Source organism: Nonomuraea gerenzanensis, from assembly GCF_020215645.1.
Taxonomy (GTDB): Bacteria; Actinomycetota; Actinomycetes; order Streptosporangiales; family Streptosporangiaceae; genus Nonomuraea; species Nonomuraea gerenzanensis.
Genome location: NZ_CP084058.1, coordinates 11799529 through 11818146 on the forward strand (window position 1 = coordinate 11799529; position 18618 = coordinate 11818146).

Genomic DNA, 18618 nt, shown 5'->3' on the forward strand with positions numbered 1-18618 from the left:
AAGGATCAAAGCCCACTATTTCATCTTAGGAGCGTCCCCCTCATGCTTGGCGTGCCTGCTCCGCATCCTGATGTTGAGCAGCTCCACGACGACCGAGAACGCCATCGCGAAGTAGATGAAGCCCTTCTCGATGTGCTGCTCCAGGCCCTCCGCGACGAGCACCACGCCGATCAGCACCAGGAACGCCAGCGCCAGCATCTTGATGCTCGGGTGGCTCTCCACGAACCGGCTGATCGGCCCGGAGGCCACCAGCATCACCAGCACGGACACGACGACGGCCGCGACCATCACGCCGATGTTGTTCACCATCCCGACGGCGGTGATCACCGAGTCCAGCGAGAACACGATGTCCAGCACCATGATCTGCAGGATCACCGAGGTGAAGGAGGCGGCGGCGGCCTGCTTGCCGTCCTTGGCCGGCCCCTCCATGCTGTGGTGGATCTCCGTGACGCTCTTGCCCAGCAGGAACAGGCCGCCGAGCAGCAGGATCAGATCTCGTCCCGAGATCTCCTGCCCCAGGACGGTGAACAGCGGCTCGGTGAGCTGGACCACCCACGACAGCGCGAGCAGCAGGAGCAGCCGGCTGATCAGGGCCGCGGCCAGGCCGAGCACCCGCGCCCGGTCGCGCTGTTCGGGGGGCAGTTTGCCGGCCAGGATGGAGATGAAGATGATGTTGTCGATCCCGAGGACGATCTCCAGGGCGACAAGGGTGAAGAAGCCGATCCAGATGTTCGGGTCGGTCACCCAGTCCAACATCTGCTCACCTCCATGACTCAGGGGGACTTGACGGGGGTTTCCCGGTAGCAACGAGTCATGGGCGGCAATAGTTCGCGGTCTTGCGTTTTCCGCCCCGGTGTCGGTTATAGTTCCGGCTGTAGGTCATGAGTGCCAGCGACAAGCCCCGGCTAGCTGGCCGGCAACCCTCGCGTCCGCGGCGGGGTGCCCCGGGTGAAGACCTGGTCCGTCACGAGGTGTGGCGGGCAAGCGCGGGCTCCGTGGCTGCTCCCAGGGGTCCGATGACCCTGCAGGAGGCATGCCGTGTCCACGCTGACGATCTTCGATTCCGCCCGTGACGCCGCCGAGTCCGCTCCCGCCGCCTCGACGAGCCGGCCCATCCCCGCCGTGCTCGGCGCCGACCTGGAGGTGCCCGTCAAGGGCGGCAGGCTGGTCGGGTACGCCAACCTGGACTACGCGGCCAGCGCGCCCTGTCTGGAGCCGGTCAGCGCCGCCGTCGCCGCCGCGCTCCCGGCCTACTCCAGCGTCCACCGCGGCGCCGGCTACGCCTCGCAGCTCACCACCGCCCGCTACGAGCAGGCCCGCCACACGGTCAGGGCCTTCGCCGGCGCCCGCCCCGACGACGCCGTGATCTTCACCCGCAACACCACCGACGCCACGAACCTGCTGGCCGGCTGCCTGCCCGAGGGCACCACCACCGTGGTCTTCGACACCGAGCACCACGCCTCCCTGCTGCCCTGGCCCAAGGCCGTCCGGCTGGCGCCGCCCGCCTTCCCCGGCGAGGCCGTGCGCGCCGCCGACGAGGCGCTGGCCGGGATCGACGGGCCGAAGCTGCTCGTGGTCACCGCCGCCTCCAACGTGACCGGCGAGCTGTGGCCGATCGCCGCCCTGGCGCACATCGCGCACCGGCACGGGGCCCGCATCCTGGTGGACGCGGCGCAGCTCGTACCGCATCGCAAGCTCAACCTGACGGCGCTCGACCTGGACTACGTGGCCTTCTCCGGGCACAAGCTGTACGCGCCGTTCGGCGCTGGGGTGCTGATCGGGCGCCGGGACTGGCTGGCAGAGGGCAAGCCGTACCTCGCGGGCGGGGGCGCGGTGCGCTCGGTCGCGGAGGAGGTCGAGTGGCACGACGACCCGGAGCCGCGGCACGAGGCGGGCACCCCGAACGTGCTGGGCGCCATCGCCCTGGCCGCCGCCTGCGACGCGCTGAGCGCCACCGGGTGGACGGAGCTGGTGCGCGAGGAGGAGCGGCTGATCGCGCGGCTGCGGGCCGGGCTGGCCTCGGTCGCGGGCGTACGGGAGCTGTCGCTGTGGGGGGACGACCACCCGCGGGTCGGCATCGTGTCGTTCACCGTGGCCGGGTACTCGGCCCGCGAGGTGGCCGAGGCGCTGTCCGGCGAGTACGGCATCGGGGTGCGTGACGGCAAGTTCTGCGCGCACCCGTTCGTGCGGCACCTGCTGGAGACGTCCGACGGGGGCTGCGACGACGACACCGCCTCCGCCGTGCGGGCCTCGATCGGGATCGGCACCACGCAGGAGCACGTGGACCGGCTGATCGAGGCCGTGCGTGACCTGGTCGCGCGCCGCTGAGCGCCGTCACCGGTTCGGCGGCTTGCGGTGCTCCGTGGGCTCGTCGGAGACGAGGGCGTCGATGTCCCGCATGTCCTCGTCGTTGAGCCTGCCGGAGCTGGGTGCGCTGGGCTGCCTGGGCACCTCGGGCGCCTCGCCCGGCGTGTGGGCCGGGGTCGTGGGCCCGCCCGCGGGCGTGGTGCCGGCCAGGCCGCCCGCCGTGCCGCTGGTCGTCCCGCCCGGCCGGTACGCGGTGAGCTCCTCCTCGGCCGCACGCCGTTCGGAGCGCCTGCGGAACATCGCGCCGAGGATGCCGTCCAGGCCGATCCGGCCGCCGCCCAGCGCCAGGAACAGCAGGCTGAGCGCGCCGAGCGCGCCGGTGAGCTCCCAGCCGCCCTCGCCGACCATCACGCCCTTGCCACCGTGCACGAACGCGATGGCACCGAGCATGTTGATCAGCAACAGCAGCGCCACCGGGCGTACCAGCAGGCCCAGGATCAGGAAGATGCCGCCGACCGTCTCGACGACCGTGGCGTACCCGGCGGCCAGCTCGGGCATCGGGATGCCCATCTCCCTGAAACCCTGTGTCGTGGCGCCGAGCCCGCTCTGCCACTTCTGCCAGCCGTGCGCCACGAAGATCACGCCGGTCGCGACCCGCGCGATCAGGGCCGCGACATCAAAGAGAACTCTCTTCATGGTGTTTTCTCCCCCCGTTCCCGGTATTCCTCCCCATGTCCGGCTTCACGATGCGTTTCCATACCATCTCTTGACCCGCCCCCGCGCTGGATCACCACCGAGGTCGGTGGCAGCATGGCCCGTATGACGGAACGTGTGGTCGGAATCGGCGCGGGCGCGAAAGAGCTGGCCACCGAGGACATGATCCTCAACATCGGCCCCCAGCACCCGTCCACCCACGGCGTGCTGCGGCTGCGCCTGACGCTCGACGGTGAGCGCATCGCCACCGCCGAGCCGATCATCGGCTACATGCACCGGGGCGCGGAGAAGCTGTTCGAGGTGCGCGACTACCGTCAGATCATCATGCTGGCCAACCGGCACGACTGGCTGTCGGGCTTCGCCAACGAGCTGGGCGTGGTGCTCGCCGCCGAGCGCATGCTGGGCATGGAGCCGCCGGTGCGGGCCGTGTGGGCGCGTACGCTGCTGGCCGAGCTCAACCGGGCGCTCAACCACCTGATGTTCCTCGGCTCCTACCCGCTGGAGCTGGGTGCGATGACGCCGCTGTTCTACTCCTTCAACGAGCGCGAGCGCATCCAGGCCGTGATGGAGGAGATCTCCGGCGGGCGCATGCACTACATGTTCAACCGGGTCGGCGGGCTCAAGGAGGACCTGCCGTACGGGTGGCTCGACCGCGTCTCCGCCACCGTCGCCGAGACCCGCCGCCGCGTCCCCGACATCGAGAACCTCATCCTGCACAACGAGATCTTCGTCGCCCGCACCAAGGGCGTGGGCGTGCTGACGCGCGAGCAGATCATGCAGTACGGCGTCAGCGGCCCCATCGCCCGCGCCTCCGGGGTCGACTTCGACCTGCGCCGCGACGATCCGTACCTGGCCTATCCCGAGCTGCCCGTCAAGGTCGTCACCCGCGGCGCCGGCGACTGCCACGCCCGCTTCGAGGTGCTGCTCGACCAGCTCAAGGTCTCCCTCGACCTGGCCGACGCCTGCGTCGACCGGCTGCGCTCGCTGCCGCCCGGCCCGATCAACCAGCGGCTGCCGAAGGTGCTCAAGGTGCCCGAGGGGCACACGTACGCGTGGACGGAGAACCCGCTCGGCATCAACGGCTACTACCTGGTCTCCAAGGGAGACAAGACGCCGTGGCGGCTCAAGCTGCGCTCGGCCTCCTACAGCAACATCCAGGTGCTGCGCGAGATGCTGCCCGGGCACCTCGTGGCCGACATGGTGGCGATCCTCGGCTCGATGTTCTTCGTGGTGGGTGACATCGACAAGTGACGGCCCAGGAGCGCGACAAGTACGTCGACTGGCTGCGGGCGCTCAGCCTGATCGTCGTGGTGGTGTGGCACTGGGCCTTCACGATCCTCGACTGGAAGCCGAACGGCCCCGAGCCCACCAGCCCGCTGGGCTTCACCAGCGGCCTGTGGATCCTCACCTGGCTGCTGCAGGTGCTGCCGCTGTTCTTCTACGTGGGCGGCCACGTGCACCTGCTGTCCTGGCACCGGGCCAGGGCGCGCGGCATCGGCATCGGCTCGTTCGTCTGGCGGCGCATCCGCGCGCTGGCGTTACCCGCGCTGTTCCTGTCGGGTGTGTGGATCGTCATCGGGGCGGTGGTGACGTACACGTTCCAGGTCGACTGGATGTGGCGGGTGGTGCTGCTGGTGCTCAGCCCGCTGTGGTTCCTCGGGGTCTACCTCGTGCTGATCGCGCTGCTGCCCCTCGCGCTGTGGCTGCACGAGCGGTACGACGTGCTGACCCTCATCTGGCTCGGCGGCGCGGCGCTGGTGGTGGACGTGCTGCGCTTCCGGTACGGGATCGAGTGGGCCGCCTGGCTCAACATGATCATCGTCTGGGGGCTGGCGCACCAGGCGGGCTTCTTCTACGACCGGGTCGTGGCCCTGCCCCGGCGCTACGACATCGCGTTGTTGTGGACCGGGCTGTTCGCCCTGTTCGGGCTGGTCTACTCGGGCATCTACCCGGGCTCCATGGTCGGGGTGCCGGGTGACAAGTTCTCCAACATGGCGCCGCCCACGTTCGTGATCGTGGCGTTGCTGCTGTTCCAGATCGGGCTGGTCGAGGTGCTCAGGCCGGCCATGGAGCGGGTGCTGGAGCGGCCCCGCTGGGGGCGGCTCAACGCCTTCATCAACCGGTACTCCTTGCCGCTGTTCCTGTTCCACACCACCGGGATGGCCATCTCCCTGGGGCTGTCGTGGTGGTTGTTCGGCTCGCTGGGCGACCGGATCCCGCCCGACTCGGTGTGGTGGCTGGAGCGGCCGATCGCCATCATCGGGCCGCTGATCTGCACGGCTCCGGTCATCTACCTCTTCGGCCGGCGGCGCGCCCCCGTCGCGCAAACGCGGGACACGGGTGTCGGCGGGTCCATAAGCTCTGAGCATGGCTGACATCGCCTTCCGGGCCAACGCCGAGGACGAGCGCATCATCCGGCGCGCGCTGCGGGAAGGCGAGCGGCCGAGCGACGTCCTGCGCCGCGCGCTGCGCCTGCTGCAGCGCGAGATGTGGGACGACCGGCTGTTGTCCGGTCTGCGCCCCGTCGAGGGCCTGCCGGACGAGCACTAGTCGCGCGTGCGCTCCTCCGGCTCCTTCGGGATGCGGCAGGAGTGCTCCAGGTAGAGCGCCGCGCAGATCAGCACCACGCACGACACGAACGAGCCCGTCACGACGAAGAACTCGCCGCGCGGCGTCTCCCGGTCGAGCAGTTGCGCCGTGTGCAGGGCGAACCCGGCGAACACCCCGCCGAACACCGCCCCCGCGTACGCCGAGGCCTTCGCCAGCGCCGCCAGCCTGGCCACGGCCAGCGGCTCCACCGGCTTGGTGCCCGGCTTCCTGGCGATCCTGGCCCTGGTCGCCCAGCCGCTGTAGGCCTCGCCGATCGCCAGCAGCAGCACCGTGGGGATCGCCGTCCAGGGCATCAGCGGGAGGTCGGAGTAGACGGGCCTGATCACGAGCCAGGTGAGCAGGGCGACGACGACGACGATGCCGACCAGGGGGCCGGGGTGGGTGGGCTTCAATCGGGCCTCTGCAGCTTCAGGTCCTCGCGCAGGCGTACGCCCTGCTCGTCGAGCCCCCGCAGGAGCTCCGTCACCCGGCCGCGGCCGGGCACCTCGCCCTCAGGGTCGGCCTTCGACCACGGCACCAGCACGAACGCGCGCTCGTGCGCCCGCGGATGCGGCAGCGTCAGGTCGGGGTCGTCGCAGACGGTCTCGCCCACCACGATCAGGTCGATGTCCAGCGTGCGCGGCCCCCAGCGCTCCGCGCGCTCGCGGCCGAAGGCGTTCTCGACGCTCTGCGCCCGCTCCAGCAGCGTGCGCGGCGCGAGCGTGGTCTCGGCGACCACGATCGCGTTGAGGTACGGGCGCTGCCCGCCCGGCCCGCCGACCGGGTCGGTCTCGTAGACCGGGGACGCCCTGACGAACGTCAGCCCCGGTGCGTCGAACAGCGTGTCCACGGCACCCTGCAACGTCTGGAACCGGCGTCCCAGGTTGCTGCCGAGAGAGAGCACCACCTTCATGCGCGGCTCCGCTCGATGGTCACGATCACGTCGTCGAAGGGCAGCGGGATCGGCGCCGCCGGCTTGTGCACGCTCACCTCGACCTTGTGCACCTGCTCGCTGGCCAGGCAGACGTCGGCCAGCCGCTGCGCGAGGGTCTCGATCAGCTCGACCGGCTCACCCTCCACCACCTCGGCCAGCGCCTGCGCCAGCTCCCCGTAGTGAACGGTCTTGGTCAGGTCGTCGCCGGCCGCGGCCGGGGCGGTGTCGAGGAACAGCGTCGCGTCCACGACGAACTCCTGCCCGAGCTCCCGCTCGGCAGCGAGCACGCCGTGCCTGCCCCGGGCCCGCAGGCCCCTGAGCGCGATGCGATCAAGGCTCAAGCTCGCCTTCCTCCTCCTCGTCGTCGTCGCCCTGGAGGACCGGCGAGCCGTGGTGCATCCACAGCCGCCAGCCCTGCGGGGTGCGGATGTAGACGTTGCTGGCCACCACCTTGCCCGCGGCGAAGCTGGCCTCGCCCTCCTCGCCGGCGGTCAGGATGTTCTCCACGCAGGTGAGGACGGCCACGTCACCCAGCACCGTCGTGTTGACGTCGGTCAGCACGAACTGGATGTAGGTGGTGTTCGCCATGATCAGCGCCCAGGAGCGCAGCACCTCCTGGCGGCCCGTCAGCAGGGTCCACCCCGGGTGCACGCAGCTCACCTGGTCGTCCGTGGTGTCCTCGGCCCAGATCTCGGTCATCTTGTCCAGGTCCGCACTTTCGATGGCGGTGTAGAACTCCTGGTTGACCGTCTCGATCGCGGCGGTGTCGACGCTCATGTGCCTGCTCCGGCTCTCTTCCATGCGGCGGCCACGCGCACGGCATCGGCGTTGGGACCTACCTCGTGCACGCGCACGCACCAGGCGCCGGCGTGCGCCGCCAGCGCGGTCACGGCCAGCGTGGCGTCGTCGCTGCGGCTGAACGGCCGTGGCGTGCCGTCGGGATCGGCCAGCAGCCGCCCCAGGAAACGTTTGCGTGATGCCCCGACGAGCAGCGGGAAGCCCAGCTCGGCCAGGCGCGGCAGGCCCGCCAGCACGGCCCAGTTGTGCTCGGCGTTCTTGGCGAAGCCGAGGCCGGGGTCGAGCACGATCTGCTCCTGCGTGACCCCCTCGGCCAGCACCAGGTCCACCCGCTTGCTCAGCTCCTCGCGCACCTCCGTCACCACGTCGGCGTAGACGGCGCGGGAGTACATGTCATGGCTGTGGCCCCGCCAGTGCATCACGACATACCTGACGCCGGTCGCGGCCACCACGCGCGGCATCTCCGGATCGGCCAGGCCGCCGCTCACGTCGTTGACGATCGCGGCGCCCGCCTCCACCGCGGCCTTGGCCACCTCGGCGCGCATCGTGTCGACGCTGACCACGACCCCCTCCGCGGACAGCGCCTCGATCACCGGGACGACCCTGGCCAGCTCTTCCTCCATGGAGACCCTGGCCGCGCCCGGGCGGGTGGACTCGCCGCCCACGTCGACGATGTCGGCGCCCTCACGCACCAGCTCGAAGCCGTGCTCGATGGCGGTCGCCGCGTCGAACCACAGGCCGCCGTCGGAGAACGAATCCGGCGTCACGTTGACCACACCCATGACGAGGCACCGCTCCGCACCTCCCGGCACGTTGATGGGCACGCTAGTCATGGGCCAAGCCTAGGCGCTTCCCCACTACTGCTGACATCGTGGGTACCCCGTTCGGTCGTCGGCCGCCGCTCAGCGGCCGAGGATCAGCGCCATGGCCTCGGATCGGGTCTTGTCGCTGGTGCGGAAGTCGCCGCGAACGGCCGAGGTGACGGTCTTGGCGCCCGGCTTGCGTACGCCGCGCATCGTCATGCACAGGTGCTCGCACTCGACGACCACGATGACCCCGCGCGGATCGAGCACCCGCATCAGCGCGTCGGCGATCTGGGAGGTCATGCGCTCCTGCACCTGGGGGCGGCGGGCGTAGACGTCCACCAGGCGGGCGAGCTTGGACAGGCCGGTGACCTGGCCCCGGTCGTTGGGGATGTACCCCACGTGGGCCAGGCCGTGGAACGGGACGAGGTGGTGCTCGCAGGTCGAGTAGACCTCGATGTCGCGCACGAGCACCATCTCGTCGTGGTCGACGTCGAAGACCTTGTTCAGCACGTCTTCCGGCGTCTGGCCGAGCCCGGAATACTGCTCGGCCATGGCTCTGGCGACCCGGGAGGGCGTCTCGACCAGGCCGTCACGGTCGGGATCCTCGCCGATGGCGTACAGGATCTCGCGGACGGCCTTCTCGATCCGCCCCAGGTCGACGTCGTGCTGGGTCACGCACTGTCCCCGGAGGGCAGGGCGTCCTGGTGGCCCGTCGTGAGCGAGCCGTTGGCCGACTGCTCCTTCGGGGTCAGGATCGGCGGGCGGTCGGACGGGAGCCGCTTGCCGTAACCCGCGTACGACGGGCGGTGCTCCTTGACGACCACCGGGGCGAAGATCTGCAGCACCTGCTCGCGGGAGAGAGTCTCCTTCTCCATGAGCTCCAGCACCAGGTTGTCGAGCACGTCGCGGTACTCGACCAGGATGTCCCATGCCTGGTCGTGCGCCGTCTCGATCATCCGGCGGACCTCCTCGTCGATCGTGGAGGCGATCTTCTCGGAGTAGTCGCGCTCGTGGCCCATCTCGCGGCCCAGGAAGACCTCGGCCTGGCCGGTGCCGAACTTACGGGCGCCGAGCTGCTCGCTCATGCCGTACTCGGTCACCATGCGGCGGGCGACCGCCGTGGCCTTCTCGATGTCGTTGGAGGCGCCGGTGGTGGGCTCGTGGAAGACGAGCTCCTCCGCGGCCCGGCCGCCGAGCAGCATCGCGAGCTGGTCCATCATCTCGGACCTGGTCGCCAGGAACTTGTCCTCCATCGGCAGCGTCATCGTGTAACCGAGGGCGCGGCCGCGGGACAGGATCGTGATCTTGTGGACCGGGTCGGAGTTGGGCAGGGCGTGCGCCACGAGCGCGTGACCGCCCTCGTGGTAGGCGATCATCTTCTTCTCCTTGTCGGACATGACCCGCGTCTTGCGCTCGGGCCCTGCCATGACACGGTCGATCGACTCCTCGAGCACGTCCATCGTGATCAGCTTCTGGTCGGCCCGCGCGGTGAGCAGGGCGGCCTCGTTGATCACGTTGGCCAGGTCGGCGCCGGTGAACCCGGGGGTGCGGCGCGCGATGACGTCGAGGTCGACGTCGGGCGCGAACGGCTTGCCGCGGCCGTGCACCTTGAGGATGCCCTTGCGGCCCTCGAGGTCGGGACGGTCGACGGTGACCTGCCGGTCGAAGCGGCCGGGACGCAGCAGCGCCGGGTCGAGGATGTCGGGCCGGTTGGTGGCCGCGATGAGGATCACGCCGCCCTTGACGTCGAAGCCGTCCATCTCCACCAGGAGCTGGTTGAGCGTCTGCTCGCGCTCGTCGTGACCGCCGCCCAGGCCGGCGCCGCGGTGGCGGCCGACGGCGTCGATCTCGTCGATGAAGATGATCGCCGGAGCGTTGGCCTTCGCCTGCTCGAACAGGTCACGAACACGCGAGGCACCGACACCGACGAACATCTCGACGAAGTCGGAACCGGAGATCGAGTAGAACGGCACCCCGGCCTCACCGGCGACCGCGCGGGCCAGCAGCGTCTTGCCGGTGCCGGGCGGGCCGTACAGCAGCACACCCTTGGGGATCTTCGCGCCGATCGCCTGGAACTTGGCCGGTGCCTGCAGGAACTCCTTGATCTCCTGGAGCTCCTCGATGGCCTCGTCGGCCCCTGCCACGTCGGCGAACGTGGTCTTGGGAGTGTCCTTGGTGATCAGCTTGGCCTTCGACTTGCCGAAGTTCATCACCCGGGAGCCGCCGCCCTGCATCTGGTTCATGATGAACAGGAAGATCAGCACGATGATGACGATCGGCAGGAAGCTCACCAGGAGGCTGAGCAGGATGTTCTCCTGCGGCACCTCGGTGGTGAAGCTCTTCGTCTTCTTGGCGGTGACCTGGGCCTGCAGCTCGTCGGTCAGCTTGCTGCCGTAGCCGGTGACCCAGCTCGACTGGATCAACTTGGTCGGCGGGTCGCCCTGCTTGACCGAGATCGGGCTGTTGAGGGTCACCTCGATCCGGTTGTCCTTGTCGATAATCTTGGCGTTGCTGACGTTTCCGGCGCGAATCTGCTCAAGGACCAAGGACGTGTCGGCCGTCTTGTAATTTCCGCCGCCACTCCAGAGCTGGGTGACGAGGAGGAGCAGCACGACGATGCCCAGGATCCACAGCAGTGGCCCACGTGTAAATCGCTTGAGATCCATCCGATGCGGAACCCCTTGCGGGCCCGTCCCTTCCTGACCATGGCCTGGAACCCCGGGCATGCCCGGGGCCGCGGCATCCGACACCGCGACTTCTGACTACCCGAAGGGGACGCGTGGTCACCCTCCCGGAGTCTGAAGGTACACCGGAGACGCGCACGGAGGGACCGCCCGCTACACCGGTCTTGCCCTATCAACGTACGTCACGTTGGGCGATGTTCCCGGCGACGACTGAGATTGCTACTTGTAAACGTGTGGGGCGAGAGTGCCGATGAACGGAAGGTTCCGGTATCGCTCGGCGTAGTCGAGGCCATATCCGATGACGAACTCGTTGGGAATGTCGAAGCCGACGTATTTCACGTCGATCGGCACCTTCACCGCGTCGGGTTTGCGCAGCGCGGTGCAGATCTCCAGCGAGGCCGGATTGCGCGACTTCAGGTTTTCCAGCAGCCAGTGCAGGGTGAGGCCGGAGTCGATGATGTCCTCGACGATCAGCACATGACGGTTCAGGATGTCGGTGTCGAGGTCTTTCAGCACGCGTACGACGCCGGAGGACTTGGTGCCCGCCCCGTACGACGACACCGCCATCCAATCCATCTGCACCGGCACGTGCAACGCTCTGGCCAGGTCGGCCATCACCATGACCGCGCCCTTCAACACCCCGACGAGCAGGACGTCCTTGCCCGCATAATCCTCGTCGATCCGGCCGGCAAGCTCTTTGATCTTGGCCTGGAGCTCGTCCTCTGGAATGAGCACCTTTTCCAGGTCATTGCCCATGTCGGCAGCGTCCACCTGTGGTTCCTTACGCGATGGGACTGATGGCGATTATCAGGGTGCCATACCGCCGGACGGCCGACAGACCCCCGGGCAGGTCAACGGCTTTCTGCCCGCGCCAGTGGGTGATCAGCCGGTCCACGGCCAGCACGTGGGTGGCCGACAGGGCGCCGGACGGGCATCCCGCGGCGATCGCCGCCCGCCGCAACACCCGTTTTCGGACAGCGGCGGGCACCTTTTCCAGCTCGGCCACCATCAGCTTCACCGACGCGCCGATATCGCTAAGAGCGCAATTCTGGAACGCCGACTCCGCCCACTCGTCCAGCGCGTCCGCATCCTCCCGCGCCAGCGCCGCCGTCCGCGCCAGCGCCTCCGCCACCCCGGGGCCCAGCTCGCTCTCCAGGACCGGCAGCACGGTGCGGCGGACGCGGACCCGGGTGTACCTCGGGTCGTCGTTGTGGGGGTCGTCCCAGGGGGTGAGGTTCTGCGCCCGGCAGGCGGCCACCGTGGTCTGGCGGGGCAGGTGCAGCAGGGGCCTTCTGTAACGCCCCGTCCTGGCCGCCATGCCGGACAGGGAGCGGGGGCCGCTGCCTCGCGCCAGGCCCAGGAGGACGGTCTCCGCCTGGTCGTCCCTGGTGTGCCCGAGCAGGACGGCCGATGCTCCCAGCCTTTCCGCGGCCTTGTCCAGTGCGGTGTACCTGGCCTGCCTCGCTGCTGCTTCCGGGCCGCCCTCCTTGCCTACCTGGACGGTGAGGATCTCCGCTGGGGTCAGGCCCATGCTTTCTGCCAGGGCCTTGACTGTGGTGGCTCTGGTGTGGGAGCCGGGCTGGAGCTGGTGGTCGACGGTGAGGAGGCCGGCGCGGAGGCCGGCTCGGGGGGCTTCGAAGGCCAGGGCGGCGGCCAGGGCCAGGGAGTCGGCTCCGCCGCTGCAGGCTGTCAGGATCAGGGCGTGCGGGGGGAGGTCTGACAGGGCTTCGCGGACTGCGCGGCGGGTGTCGGCTACGGCTGGATGGGGGCCCACGGGTGTCATCGTCGCATCTGGTGCGTCATGGTTGTGCCAACGCGCCTGACGCGTCCGGTGCGTCACCGCGTCCGACGCGCCCGTGCCGTGCGCGCCGCCGATCGCCGACGCAGCTCAGGAGCGCGCCCGTGCCGAGCACCACCGGCGCAACCGCCGGATGAATCCGTCAGGCGGGCAGGGCCGGGGTGCCGATGACGCGGCTGATCCAGGCGTTCGGGTCGGCGATCTCCGGGGTCGTCGGGAGGGTCTCCGGTGAGGTCCAGACCTTGTTGAAGCCGTCCATCCCCACCCGGTCCACCACCGTACGCACGAAGGCCGACCCTTCCGCGTACTGCTTCATCTTGACCTCGATCCCCAGCAGCCGCCGCACCGTGCGGTCGAGGCGGGAGCCGCCCTCGCGGCGCTGGGCGAACTTGGAGCGGATCTCGGCCACCGACGGCACGACCGAGGGGCCGACCGCGTCCATGACGAAGTCGCCGTGGCCCTCGACGAGGGTCATGACGGCGGTGAGGCGGTCGAGGATCTCCTTCTGACCGGGCGACTGGATGGCGTCGATGAGGTTGCCCTCGCCGCCGCGCACCACGTCGGCCACCGTGTCGGCGGCGTTGCGGAGGCGTTCGAGGAGGGTGGGCAGGTCGAGGTCGGAGGCGAGCAGGAACTCGGTCATCTGCGACCGGACGTACTCGCGCAGCCAGGTCACCCCGGTGAACTGCACCCGGTGCGTCTCCTCGTGGAGGCAGACCCACAGGCGGAAGTCGTGGGGGTTGACGTTCATCTCGCGCTCGGCGTGCACGATGTTGGGCGCGACGAGCGTCAGGCGGCCGACCGGCTCCTGGCCGGTGGGGTCGGGCGGGAGGAAGAGCTCGTACTGGCCGAGCACGCGGGAGGCGAGGAAGGCCAGGACGGCGCCGACCTCGACGCCCGTGATGCGGGAGCCCACGGCGGTGACGATGGCCGGGGCTTGGTTGGCGCCGGCGCTCATCCGCTGCGTGAGCGGCTCGAGGACGACGCGGAAGCCCTGGACGTTGGCCTTGATCCAGCCTGGCCTGTCGACGACGGTGGCGGGTTGCGGTGCGGTCTCTGTGTGAATCTTGGTGAACTGCCGGACGTGGCCCTCGGCCTCGCGCGACAGGGTACGGAGCTCGGTGACGGCCTGCCTGGCCTCCTCCCGGCTCACCTGAGGGCCGGGGCGCACGAGGCGCGTGCCGGTCGTGACGGCCAGATCCCAGTCGATCACCTGCATACCGTCCACCGTACGTGGTTCTCGGCGCCCCTGCGAAGGAGCCCGAACGTGGTTCTCTCCGATGAGGGGCTGGAGCATCGACGTGGTGCGCGCCGGCGAAGGGCCGGAGGTGCCTTCAGGAGCGGGCGACGATGGCGGCGAGCCGGTCCAGTACGGGCTCGGCGTTGACCGGCACCCGGTCGGCCATGAACGCGTACGTGACCAGCCGCCCGTCCTTCGTCGTGGCCAGCCCGGCCAGCGTGTTGACGTGGTTCAGCGTGCCGGTCTTGGCCCGGACGAGGCCGACCTGCCCCTTGCTGTCGCTGCCGACGAAGCGGCGGCCGTTGCCCAGGGTGCCGGAGAAGCCGGCGATCGGCATGCCGGAGGCGATGGCGTGCAGGCCGGGGTGGGCGGCGGAGCCGGACAGGGCGATGGCCTTGGCCAGGGCGTTGGGGCTGATGCGGTTGCGGATGGACAGGCCGCTGCCGTCGTCGAGCGAGACGCCCTGGGTGATGCCGAGGCCGCGCATGACGGCGGCCACCGCCTTGGCACCGCCCGCGAAGGACGCCTCCTGGCCCTGCTTGATGGCGACGTGGCGCATCAGGGCCTCGGCCATGTCGTTGTCGCTGTGGGTCAGGGTGTGCTCGACGAGGGCGTAGAGGGGGGCGGAGTCGACCCGGCCCAGCTCCGCCGCGCCGGCGGGGGCCTTGGATGGGCGTACGGACCCGGTGACCTTGACGCCCTGCTTGGCGAGCAGCCTGGCGAAGGCGTCGGCGGCGTACTGGGGCGGGTTGGGGACGCGGGGGCTGCGGAAGCGGGGGTCCTGGCGGCCGACGTCCATGGTCAGGGCGTGGACCGGGGCGACCTCGCCGTCGGGGATGTAGTTCGGCTTCCAGCCTGGCGCCTTGGCGGTGCCGGTGAACAGCGACGTGTCGTAGGAGAGGCTGACCTTGCGGACGCCCTGGGACTTGAGCGTCGCGGCGGTACGGGCGGCGAGCGTGGCCAGGCTGGCCTGCCTCGGATAGCCGTCCTGCTTGGCCGTGGGGCCGGCGAGGAGCGGGTCGCCACCGCCGACGAGGACGACGGTGCCCGGCGCGGAGCCCTGGACGACCCTGGTGGAGAAGCGGGTGTCGGGGCCGAGCGCGGCCAGCGCGGCGGAGCAGGTGATGACCTTGGTGGTGGAGGCCGGGGTGACGGCGGTGTCGGGGTCGGCGGCGAAGAGCTGCTCACCGGTGACGGTGTCGATGACCGCCACGCCCACCCGGTCGCCGAGCGCATCGTCACCCAGCGCGCTGGCCAACTGCTTCGTCAAAGTACCCTTAGTCGGGAGAGGTCCGTCTCCGGGCTTCACCGGAAGCTGGGCCAGCACAGGCCCCGCGGTGACGACGGGGACGGAGGGAGTGCCTTCCGCCGGTGACGCCGTCGGCTCGGTCGGTGTAGCCCCGCTCGTCAGCGCGCTCAGGCTGAAGTCGGTGGTCATCGCGTAAACGCCGGTGACGATCGTGAGGACCTGGAGCACGGCGAGAGTGGTCAGCATCACCAACCGGTCGCGCCGCGCCACGTCGCCTGCCCTCTCTCTGTGTTCGCCTACGAGACATTAACGCCCAGCCGGGGGTGCCCGGGGGCCTGAGCGGAGGAACCGCGGTGGAGTTCGACGTTGTCGTTGAGATTCCCAAGGGACAACGGAACAAGTACGAAGTGGACCATGAGACCGGGAAGATCAGGCTTGACCGGCTCCTGTTCACCTCCACGCAGTATCCCGCCGACTACGGCTTCATCGAGAACACCCTCGGCGAGGACGGCGACCCGCTGGACGCGCTGGTGTTGTTGCAGGAGCCCACGTTCCCGGGGTGCTACATCACGTGCCGGGCGGTGGGGATGTTCCGGATGACGGACGAGAAGGGCGGCGACGACAAGGTGTTGTGCGTGCCCTCCACCGACCCCCGGATGCACCACATCCAGGACATCCATCACGTGTCGGAGTTCGACCGGCTGGAGATCCAGCACTTCTTCGAGGTCTACAAGGACCTCGAGCCCGGCAAGTCCGTCGAGGGCGCCAACTGGGTGGGCCGCATCGAGGCCGAGGCCGAGATCGAGCGTTCCTTCCGCCGCGCCCAGGAGGAGGGCCACCACTGACGCCCCCTCAGCGGGGCCTGGTGGCGCCCACCAGGTCCCCGCGCCAGATCGAGGCGACCCGCACCACGTCGCCGGTCTGCGGGGCGTGCACCATGAGGTCGCGCCCGACGTAGATGCCGACGTGGTGGATGGTCGACGGGTCGCCGGTGTGCGCGAAGAACAGCAGGTCGCCCCGGCGTAGCTGGTCGAGCGGCACGTGCGGGCCCGAGGTCCACTGGGTGCCCGTCCAGTGGTCGAGCCGCACGCCGGCCCGTTCCCAGGCCCGCATCGACAGGCCCGAGCAGTCGTAGGTCTCCGGCCCGTCGGCGGCCCACACGTACGGCTTGCCGAGCTGGGTGAGCGCCCAGTTCGCCGCCACGTCGCCCATCGCCGACCCGCCGGCGACCAGCCCGGACAGCGCCGCCTGCCGCCGCCTGGCCAGCAGCTCCGCGCGGCTGCGGGCCGCGTCCACCGCCCGTTGCAGGCTCTCCTTGCGCGCCGCGAGCTGCCTGGTCTCGCGCCGCTGCCCCCGCACCGCCTCCTCGGCGGCCAGCTTGGCCTGCCGCGCGCGTTCTGCGGCCGCCTGCCGGGCCGCGCGGGCTCCCTCAGCCTGGGTACGCAGGATCGCCGCGACCTCCTGGGCGTCGCGCATCCGACCCAGGATCGCCGCCCGCTCGTCGTTCAGGTGCCCCAGGACGCCCGCCCGGTGCAGGAACCCGTCGGTGCCGCCCCGGTCGGACAGCATGCCCACGATCGGGTGCACCGGCCCGAGCCCGCCGTAGCTCTCCGCCGCCAGCAGCGCCACGGCCTGCCTGGCCCGCTCCACCTCGGCGTCGGCCGCCGCCAGCCGGACCCCGGCCTGCTGGTGGGCCAGCTCCGCCTGCCGCAGCCGGACGACCTCCCCGTTGTACGCCTCCACCAGCCGCTCCACCTGCGCCGCCAGCGTGTCCAGGCGCGACTGGGCCGTCGCCAGCTCGGCGGTGGTCCTGCTCAGCTCCGTGGAGCGCGCACGTACGGTCTGCCGCGCCTTCTGGACGTCACGGGAGGACGGCCCCCGATCGGCCGCCACCGGCGGGCACAGGCCCGTCAGCAGGCAGCCCACGAGGAGCCCCGCCCGAAATGCGCGCATAGGTCCCCCTGAAACCAATGGTTACTCTATGCACACAGTTCCCGCCCTTTCGCGTACGTAACGTAAAGGTACGGCAGCCTCAGGAGGCCGACTGCGAGGGCGTGCCCGAGGGCTCCTCCGTGGGCGTGGGGGTGGCCGGCTCCGTCGGCGTGCCGGTCGGGGTCGGGGTCTGGCTGGGGGTCGGCGTGGGAGTGGGCGTCGGGGACGGGGTCGGGCACGGGGTACGGGTGCCAGGCTCGGCCGTCGGCTCCTCCGGCGGGGTCTCGGGCGGCGGCTCCGAGTGATGGCCGGGCCGCGGCGGTTCCGTGGGCTCGGGCTCCTCGTGCTCGTCCGGAGGCTGCGGCGGCGGGCCGCTGGTGGGCGAGGACTGCGCGTGCGACGGCACGGCGACGGGGGGCGGCCCCGGGGTTGCGGGGGTCGGCGAACCGGTCACCCCGAGGGGCTGCGTGCTGGCGTTGTCGACGATGGGCACCACGGTCAGCGGCTCATCCCGGGGGTTGGCCTGCCAGGGCAACCGAATGCCCGGCGGCTCGCCTGTCGCCGGGAACGCGGCCGTCGCGATGCCTGTGACCCCACCGTTGTCCCTCCCGATCCGATCGAAGATCACCGCTATCGCCACCACGGTCGCGACCGCCGCCAGCGCGCCTGCCAGCGCCTGAGGCCACCGCCGAACGTGCCGCTCGCCTGAAACGGGAAACCCGGCGGCTCCCAGCACACCCGTACGCCTGGCGACGTAACGGCGGTAGGGCAGCAGCTCGGGGTCGGCGAAGCAGCTCATCACCCGGATGCGCAGCGACTCAGGCAGCACGGCGCCGGGCAGCAGCCCGTAGACCTTGGCCGCCGACACCTCGCGGGCGCGGTGCGGCGCGCAGGTCTCGCAGCGCGCCAGGTGCTTGACCAGGTGCTCGCGCAGCTCCTGGGTCAGCTCGCCGGCGAAGCCCGTCAGGATGCGGGCGCGGCGCGGGCAGTCGTACGGGCCCTTCCTGGCCAGGACCTCGGCCGTGACCGCGTCGCGCAGCAGCTCCCCCGCCTCCTCCAGGAGCTGCTCCAGCCGGCGCGGCGCGAGGCCCAGCACCTGGGTCAGGTCGGCGGCGGGCAGGCCGTGCCGGTGCACCAGCTCCAGCACCTCGCGCTCGGCCACGGGCAGGCTCTGGACGGCGTTCCAGGCCATGACGCGCAGGTCGGCGTCGGCCGGGTCGTCCAGCGGTGGCGCCTCGGCCAGCGCTTCGGCGGCGCCCGGCGGGGCGGCGGCGCGGCGGCGCAGGCATTCGACCCGGGCCAGCGCGTACAGCCAGACGCGCAGCCGCTCCGGGTCGGCGAGCGCGCCGGCGTGCGCCTCGGCGGCGATCAGCGTGTCGCGGAGCGCCACCTGGGCGCTCTCGGCACTCAGCAGCAGGGACCAGCAGTAGCGGTAGACGCTCTCCGCGTGGGCGTCATAGAGCGCGGACAGTGCTCCTGGATCACGGGCGCGGAGTGCTTCGACCAGGACGCGGTCATTCATGTGACTGAAGGTAATGGATCGGTAACTAGTAGTTCTACCTGTTCA

General features: G+C 70.4%; 20 protein-coding genes and 1 riboswitch. Of the genes, 5 read left to right on the forward strand and 15 right to left on the reverse strand.

Annotated elements, in window-relative coordinates:
- Nucleotides 1-15 precede the first annotated feature (15 nt).
- A complete protein-coding gene (locus LCN96_RS55030; RefSeq protein WP_225270330.1) occupies nucleotides 16-756 on the reverse strand; it encodes a TerC family protein in 741 nt (246 codons plus the stop codon).
- Between the two features lie 121 nt (nucleotides 757-877).
- Nucleotides 878-993: riboswitch (SAM riboswitch) on the forward strand.
- 45 nt (nucleotides 994-1038) lie between these two features.
- On the opposite strand from LCN96_RS55030, the gene LCN96_RS55035 reads away from it, so the two are divergent.
- The gene (locus LCN96_RS55035) at nucleotides 1039-2328 is read left to right on the forward strand and encodes an aminotransferase class V-fold PLP-dependent enzyme (RefSeq protein ID WP_225270331.1); all 1290 of its coding nucleotides are present in this window, start codon (nucleotides 1039-1041) and stop codon (nucleotides 2326-2328) included.
- A gap of 6 nt (nucleotides 2329-2334) precedes the next feature.
- Here LCN96_RS55035 and LCN96_RS55040 read toward each other — a convergent pair whose 3' ends face one another.
- Nucleotides 2335-3003, reverse strand: coding sequence for a DoxX family protein (locus LCN96_RS55040; RefSeq protein ID WP_225270332.1), 669 nt, complete (start codon nucleotides 3001-3003; stop codon nucleotides 2335-2337).
- Nucleotides 3004-3126: 123 nt separating this feature from the next.
- Between LCN96_RS55040 and LCN96_RS55045 the strand changes: the two genes are divergently transcribed.
- Genes LCN96_RS55045 through LCN96_RS55055 form a run of 3 tightly spaced genes read left to right on the forward strand, consistent with a single transcriptional unit; the run spans nucleotide 3127 to nucleotide 5571 of the window.
- Nucleotides 3127-4272, forward strand: a complete 1146-nt coding sequence (locus LCN96_RS55045; RefSeq protein ID WP_225270333.1) for an NADH-quinone oxidoreductase subunit D — start codon at nucleotides 3127-3129, stop codon at nucleotides 4270-4272.
- Nucleotides 4269-5396 (forward strand): acyltransferase family protein, encoded by a 1128-nt coding sequence (locus tag LCN96_RS55050; RefSeq protein WP_225270334.1) that lies wholly within the window; start codon nucleotides 4269-4271, stop codon nucleotides 5394-5396. Before LCN96_RS55045 ends, LCN96_RS55050 begins: the two co-directional genes overlap by 4 nt.
- Entirely contained in the window at nucleotides 5389-5571 is a 183-nt protein-coding gene (locus LCN96_RS55055; RefSeq protein WP_225270335.1) for a hypothetical protein, read from the forward strand. Before LCN96_RS55050 ends, LCN96_RS55055 begins: the two co-directional genes overlap by 8 nt.
- Here LCN96_RS55055 and LCN96_RS55060 read toward each other — a convergent pair.
- From LCN96_RS55060 to dacB, 11 genes are all read right to left on the reverse strand, one after another.
- Nucleotides 5568-6023, reverse strand: a complete 456-nt coding sequence (locus tag LCN96_RS55060; RefSeq protein ID WP_225270336.1) for a DUF3180 domain-containing protein — start codon at nucleotides 6021-6023, stop codon at nucleotides 5568-5570. The genes LCN96_RS55055 and LCN96_RS55060 overlap by 4 nt on opposite strands.
- A complete protein-coding gene (gene folK, locus LCN96_RS55065) occupies nucleotides 6020-6523 on the reverse strand; it encodes a 2-amino-4-hydroxy-6-hydroxymethyldihydropteridine diphosphokinase (protein WP_225270337.1) in 504 nt (167 codons plus the stop codon). Before folK ends, LCN96_RS55060 begins: the two co-directional genes overlap by 4 nt.
- Nucleotides 6520-6885 (reverse strand): dihydroneopterin aldolase, encoded by a 366-nt coding sequence (gene folB / locus LCN96_RS55070; RefSeq protein WP_225270338.1) that lies wholly within the window; start codon nucleotides 6883-6885, stop codon nucleotides 6520-6522. The genes folK and folB overlap by 4 nt, the downstream gene beginning before the upstream one ends.
- Entirely contained in the window at nucleotides 6875-7321 is a 447-nt protein-coding gene (locus LCN96_RS55075) for a nuclear transport factor 2 family protein (RefSeq protein ID WP_225270339.1), read from the reverse strand. The genes folB and LCN96_RS55075 overlap by 11 nt, the downstream gene beginning before the upstream one ends.
- Nucleotides 7318-8175 (reverse strand): dihydropteroate synthase, encoded by an 858-nt coding sequence (folP, locus tag LCN96_RS55080; RefSeq protein WP_449867081.1) that lies wholly within the window; start codon nucleotides 8173-8175, stop codon nucleotides 7318-7320. Before folP ends, LCN96_RS55075 begins: the two co-directional genes overlap by 4 nt.
- A gap of 69 nt (nucleotides 8176-8244) precedes the next feature.
- Entirely contained in the window at nucleotides 8245-8823 is a 579-nt protein-coding gene (gene folE / locus LCN96_RS55085) for a GTP cyclohydrolase I FolE (protein ID WP_225270340.1), read from the reverse strand.
- Nucleotides 8820-10814: an ATP-dependent zinc metalloprotease FtsH gene (gene ftsH, locus LCN96_RS55090; protein WP_225270341.1), complete on the reverse strand. Its 1995-nt coding sequence runs from the start codon at nucleotides 10812-10814 to the stop codon at nucleotides 8820-8822. Before ftsH ends, folE begins: the two co-directional genes overlap by 4 nt.
- Before the next feature lie 237 nt (nucleotides 10815-11051).
- Nucleotides 11052-11603 carry a hypoxanthine phosphoribosyltransferase gene (gene hpt / locus LCN96_RS55095; protein WP_225270342.1) on the reverse strand — a complete coding sequence of 184 codons (552 nt, stop codon included), beginning with the start codon at nucleotides 11601-11603 and terminating at the stop codon, nucleotides 11052-11054.
- Nucleotides 11604-11613: 10 nt separating this feature from the next.
- Entirely contained in the window at nucleotides 11614-12615 is a 1002-nt protein-coding gene (gene tilS, locus LCN96_RS55100) for a tRNA lysidine(34) synthetase TilS (RefSeq protein ID WP_225270343.1), read from the reverse strand.
- Nucleotides 12616-12772: 157 nt separating this feature from the next.
- Complete coding sequence (locus LCN96_RS55105) at nucleotides 12773-13849, reverse strand: zinc-dependent metalloprotease (RefSeq protein WP_225270344.1); 1077 nt, start codon at nucleotides 13847-13849, stop codon at nucleotides 12773-12775.
- A gap of 115 nt (nucleotides 13850-13964) precedes the next feature.
- On the reverse strand, nucleotides 13965-15140 hold the full coding sequence (gene dacB, locus LCN96_RS55110; RefSeq protein ID WP_225270345.1) for a D-alanyl-D-alanine carboxypeptidase/D-alanyl-D-alanine endopeptidase: 1176 nt from the start codon (nucleotides 15138-15140) through the stop codon (nucleotides 13965-13967).
- 332 nt (nucleotides 15141-15472) lie between these two features.
- Between dacB and LCN96_RS55115 the strand changes: the two genes are divergently transcribed.
- The gene (locus tag LCN96_RS55115) at nucleotides 15473-15964 is read left to right on the forward strand and encodes an inorganic diphosphatase (RefSeq protein ID WP_225270346.1); all 492 of its coding nucleotides are present in this window, start codon (nucleotides 15473-15475) and stop codon (nucleotides 15962-15964) included.
- A gap of 7 nt (nucleotides 15965-15971) precedes the next feature.
- Here LCN96_RS55115 and LCN96_RS55120 read toward each other — a convergent pair whose 3' ends face one another.
- Both LCN96_RS55120 and LCN96_RS55125 read right to left on the reverse strand, forming a co-directional pair.
- The gene (locus LCN96_RS55120) at nucleotides 15972-17072 is read right to left on the reverse strand and encodes a C40 family peptidase (RefSeq protein WP_225270347.1); all 1101 of its coding nucleotides are present in this window, start codon (nucleotides 17070-17072) and stop codon (nucleotides 15972-15974) included.
- Between the two features lie 79 nt (nucleotides 17073-17151).
- On the reverse strand, nucleotides 17152-18573 hold the full coding sequence (locus LCN96_RS55125) for a sigma-70 family RNA polymerase sigma factor (RefSeq protein ID WP_225276297.1): 1422 nt from the start codon (nucleotides 18571-18573) through the stop codon (nucleotides 17152-17154).
- Nucleotides 18574-18618 lie beyond the last annotated feature (45 nt).

Coding starts and splice junctions, on each gene's coding strand:
- LCN96_RS55030 (WP_225270330.1), bottom strand. CDS start 756: ATGTTGGACTGGGTGACCGACCCGAACATCTGGATCGGCTTCTTCACC.
- LCN96_RS55040 (WP_225270332.1), bottom strand. CDS start 3,003: ATGAAGAGAGTTCTCTTTGATGTCGCGGCCCTGATCGCGCGGGTCGCG.
- LCN96_RS55045 (WP_225270333.1), top strand. CDS start 3,127: ATGACGGAACGTGTGGTCGGAATCGGCGCGGGCGCGAAAGAGCTGGCC.
- LCN96_RS55055 (WP_225270335.1), top strand. CDS start 5,389: ATGGCTGACATCGCCTTCCGGGCCAACGCCGAGGACGAGCGCATCATC.
- folK (WP_225270337.1), bottom strand. CDS start 6,523: ATGAAGGTGGTGCTCTCTCTCGGCAGCAACCTGGGACGCCGGTTCCAG.
- LCN96_RS55075 (WP_225270339.1), bottom strand. CDS start 7,321: ATGAGCGTCGACACCGCCGCGATCGAGACGGTCAACCAGGAGTTCTAC.
- folP (WP_449867081.1), bottom strand. CDS start 8,175: ATGACTAGCGTGCCCATCAACGTGCCGGGAGGTGCGGAGCGGTGCCTC.
- ftsH (WP_225270341.1), bottom strand. CDS start 10,814: ATGGATCTCAAGCGATTTACACGTGGGCCACTGCTGTGGATCCTGGGC.
- tilS (WP_225270343.1), bottom strand. CDS start 12,615: ATGACACCCGTGGGCCCCCATCCAGCCGTAGCCGACACCCGCCGCGCA.
- LCN96_RS55105 (WP_225270344.1), bottom strand. CDS start 13,849: ATGCAGGTGATCGACTGGGATCTGGCCGTCACGACCGGCACGCGCCTC.
- LCN96_RS55120 (WP_225270347.1), bottom strand. CDS start 17,072: ATGCGCGCATTTCGGGCGGGGCTCCTCGTGGGCTGCCTGCTGACGGGC.
- LCN96_RS55125 (WP_225276297.1), bottom strand. CDS start 18,573: ATGAATGACCGCGTCCTGGTCGAAGCACTCCGCGCCCGTGATCCAGGA.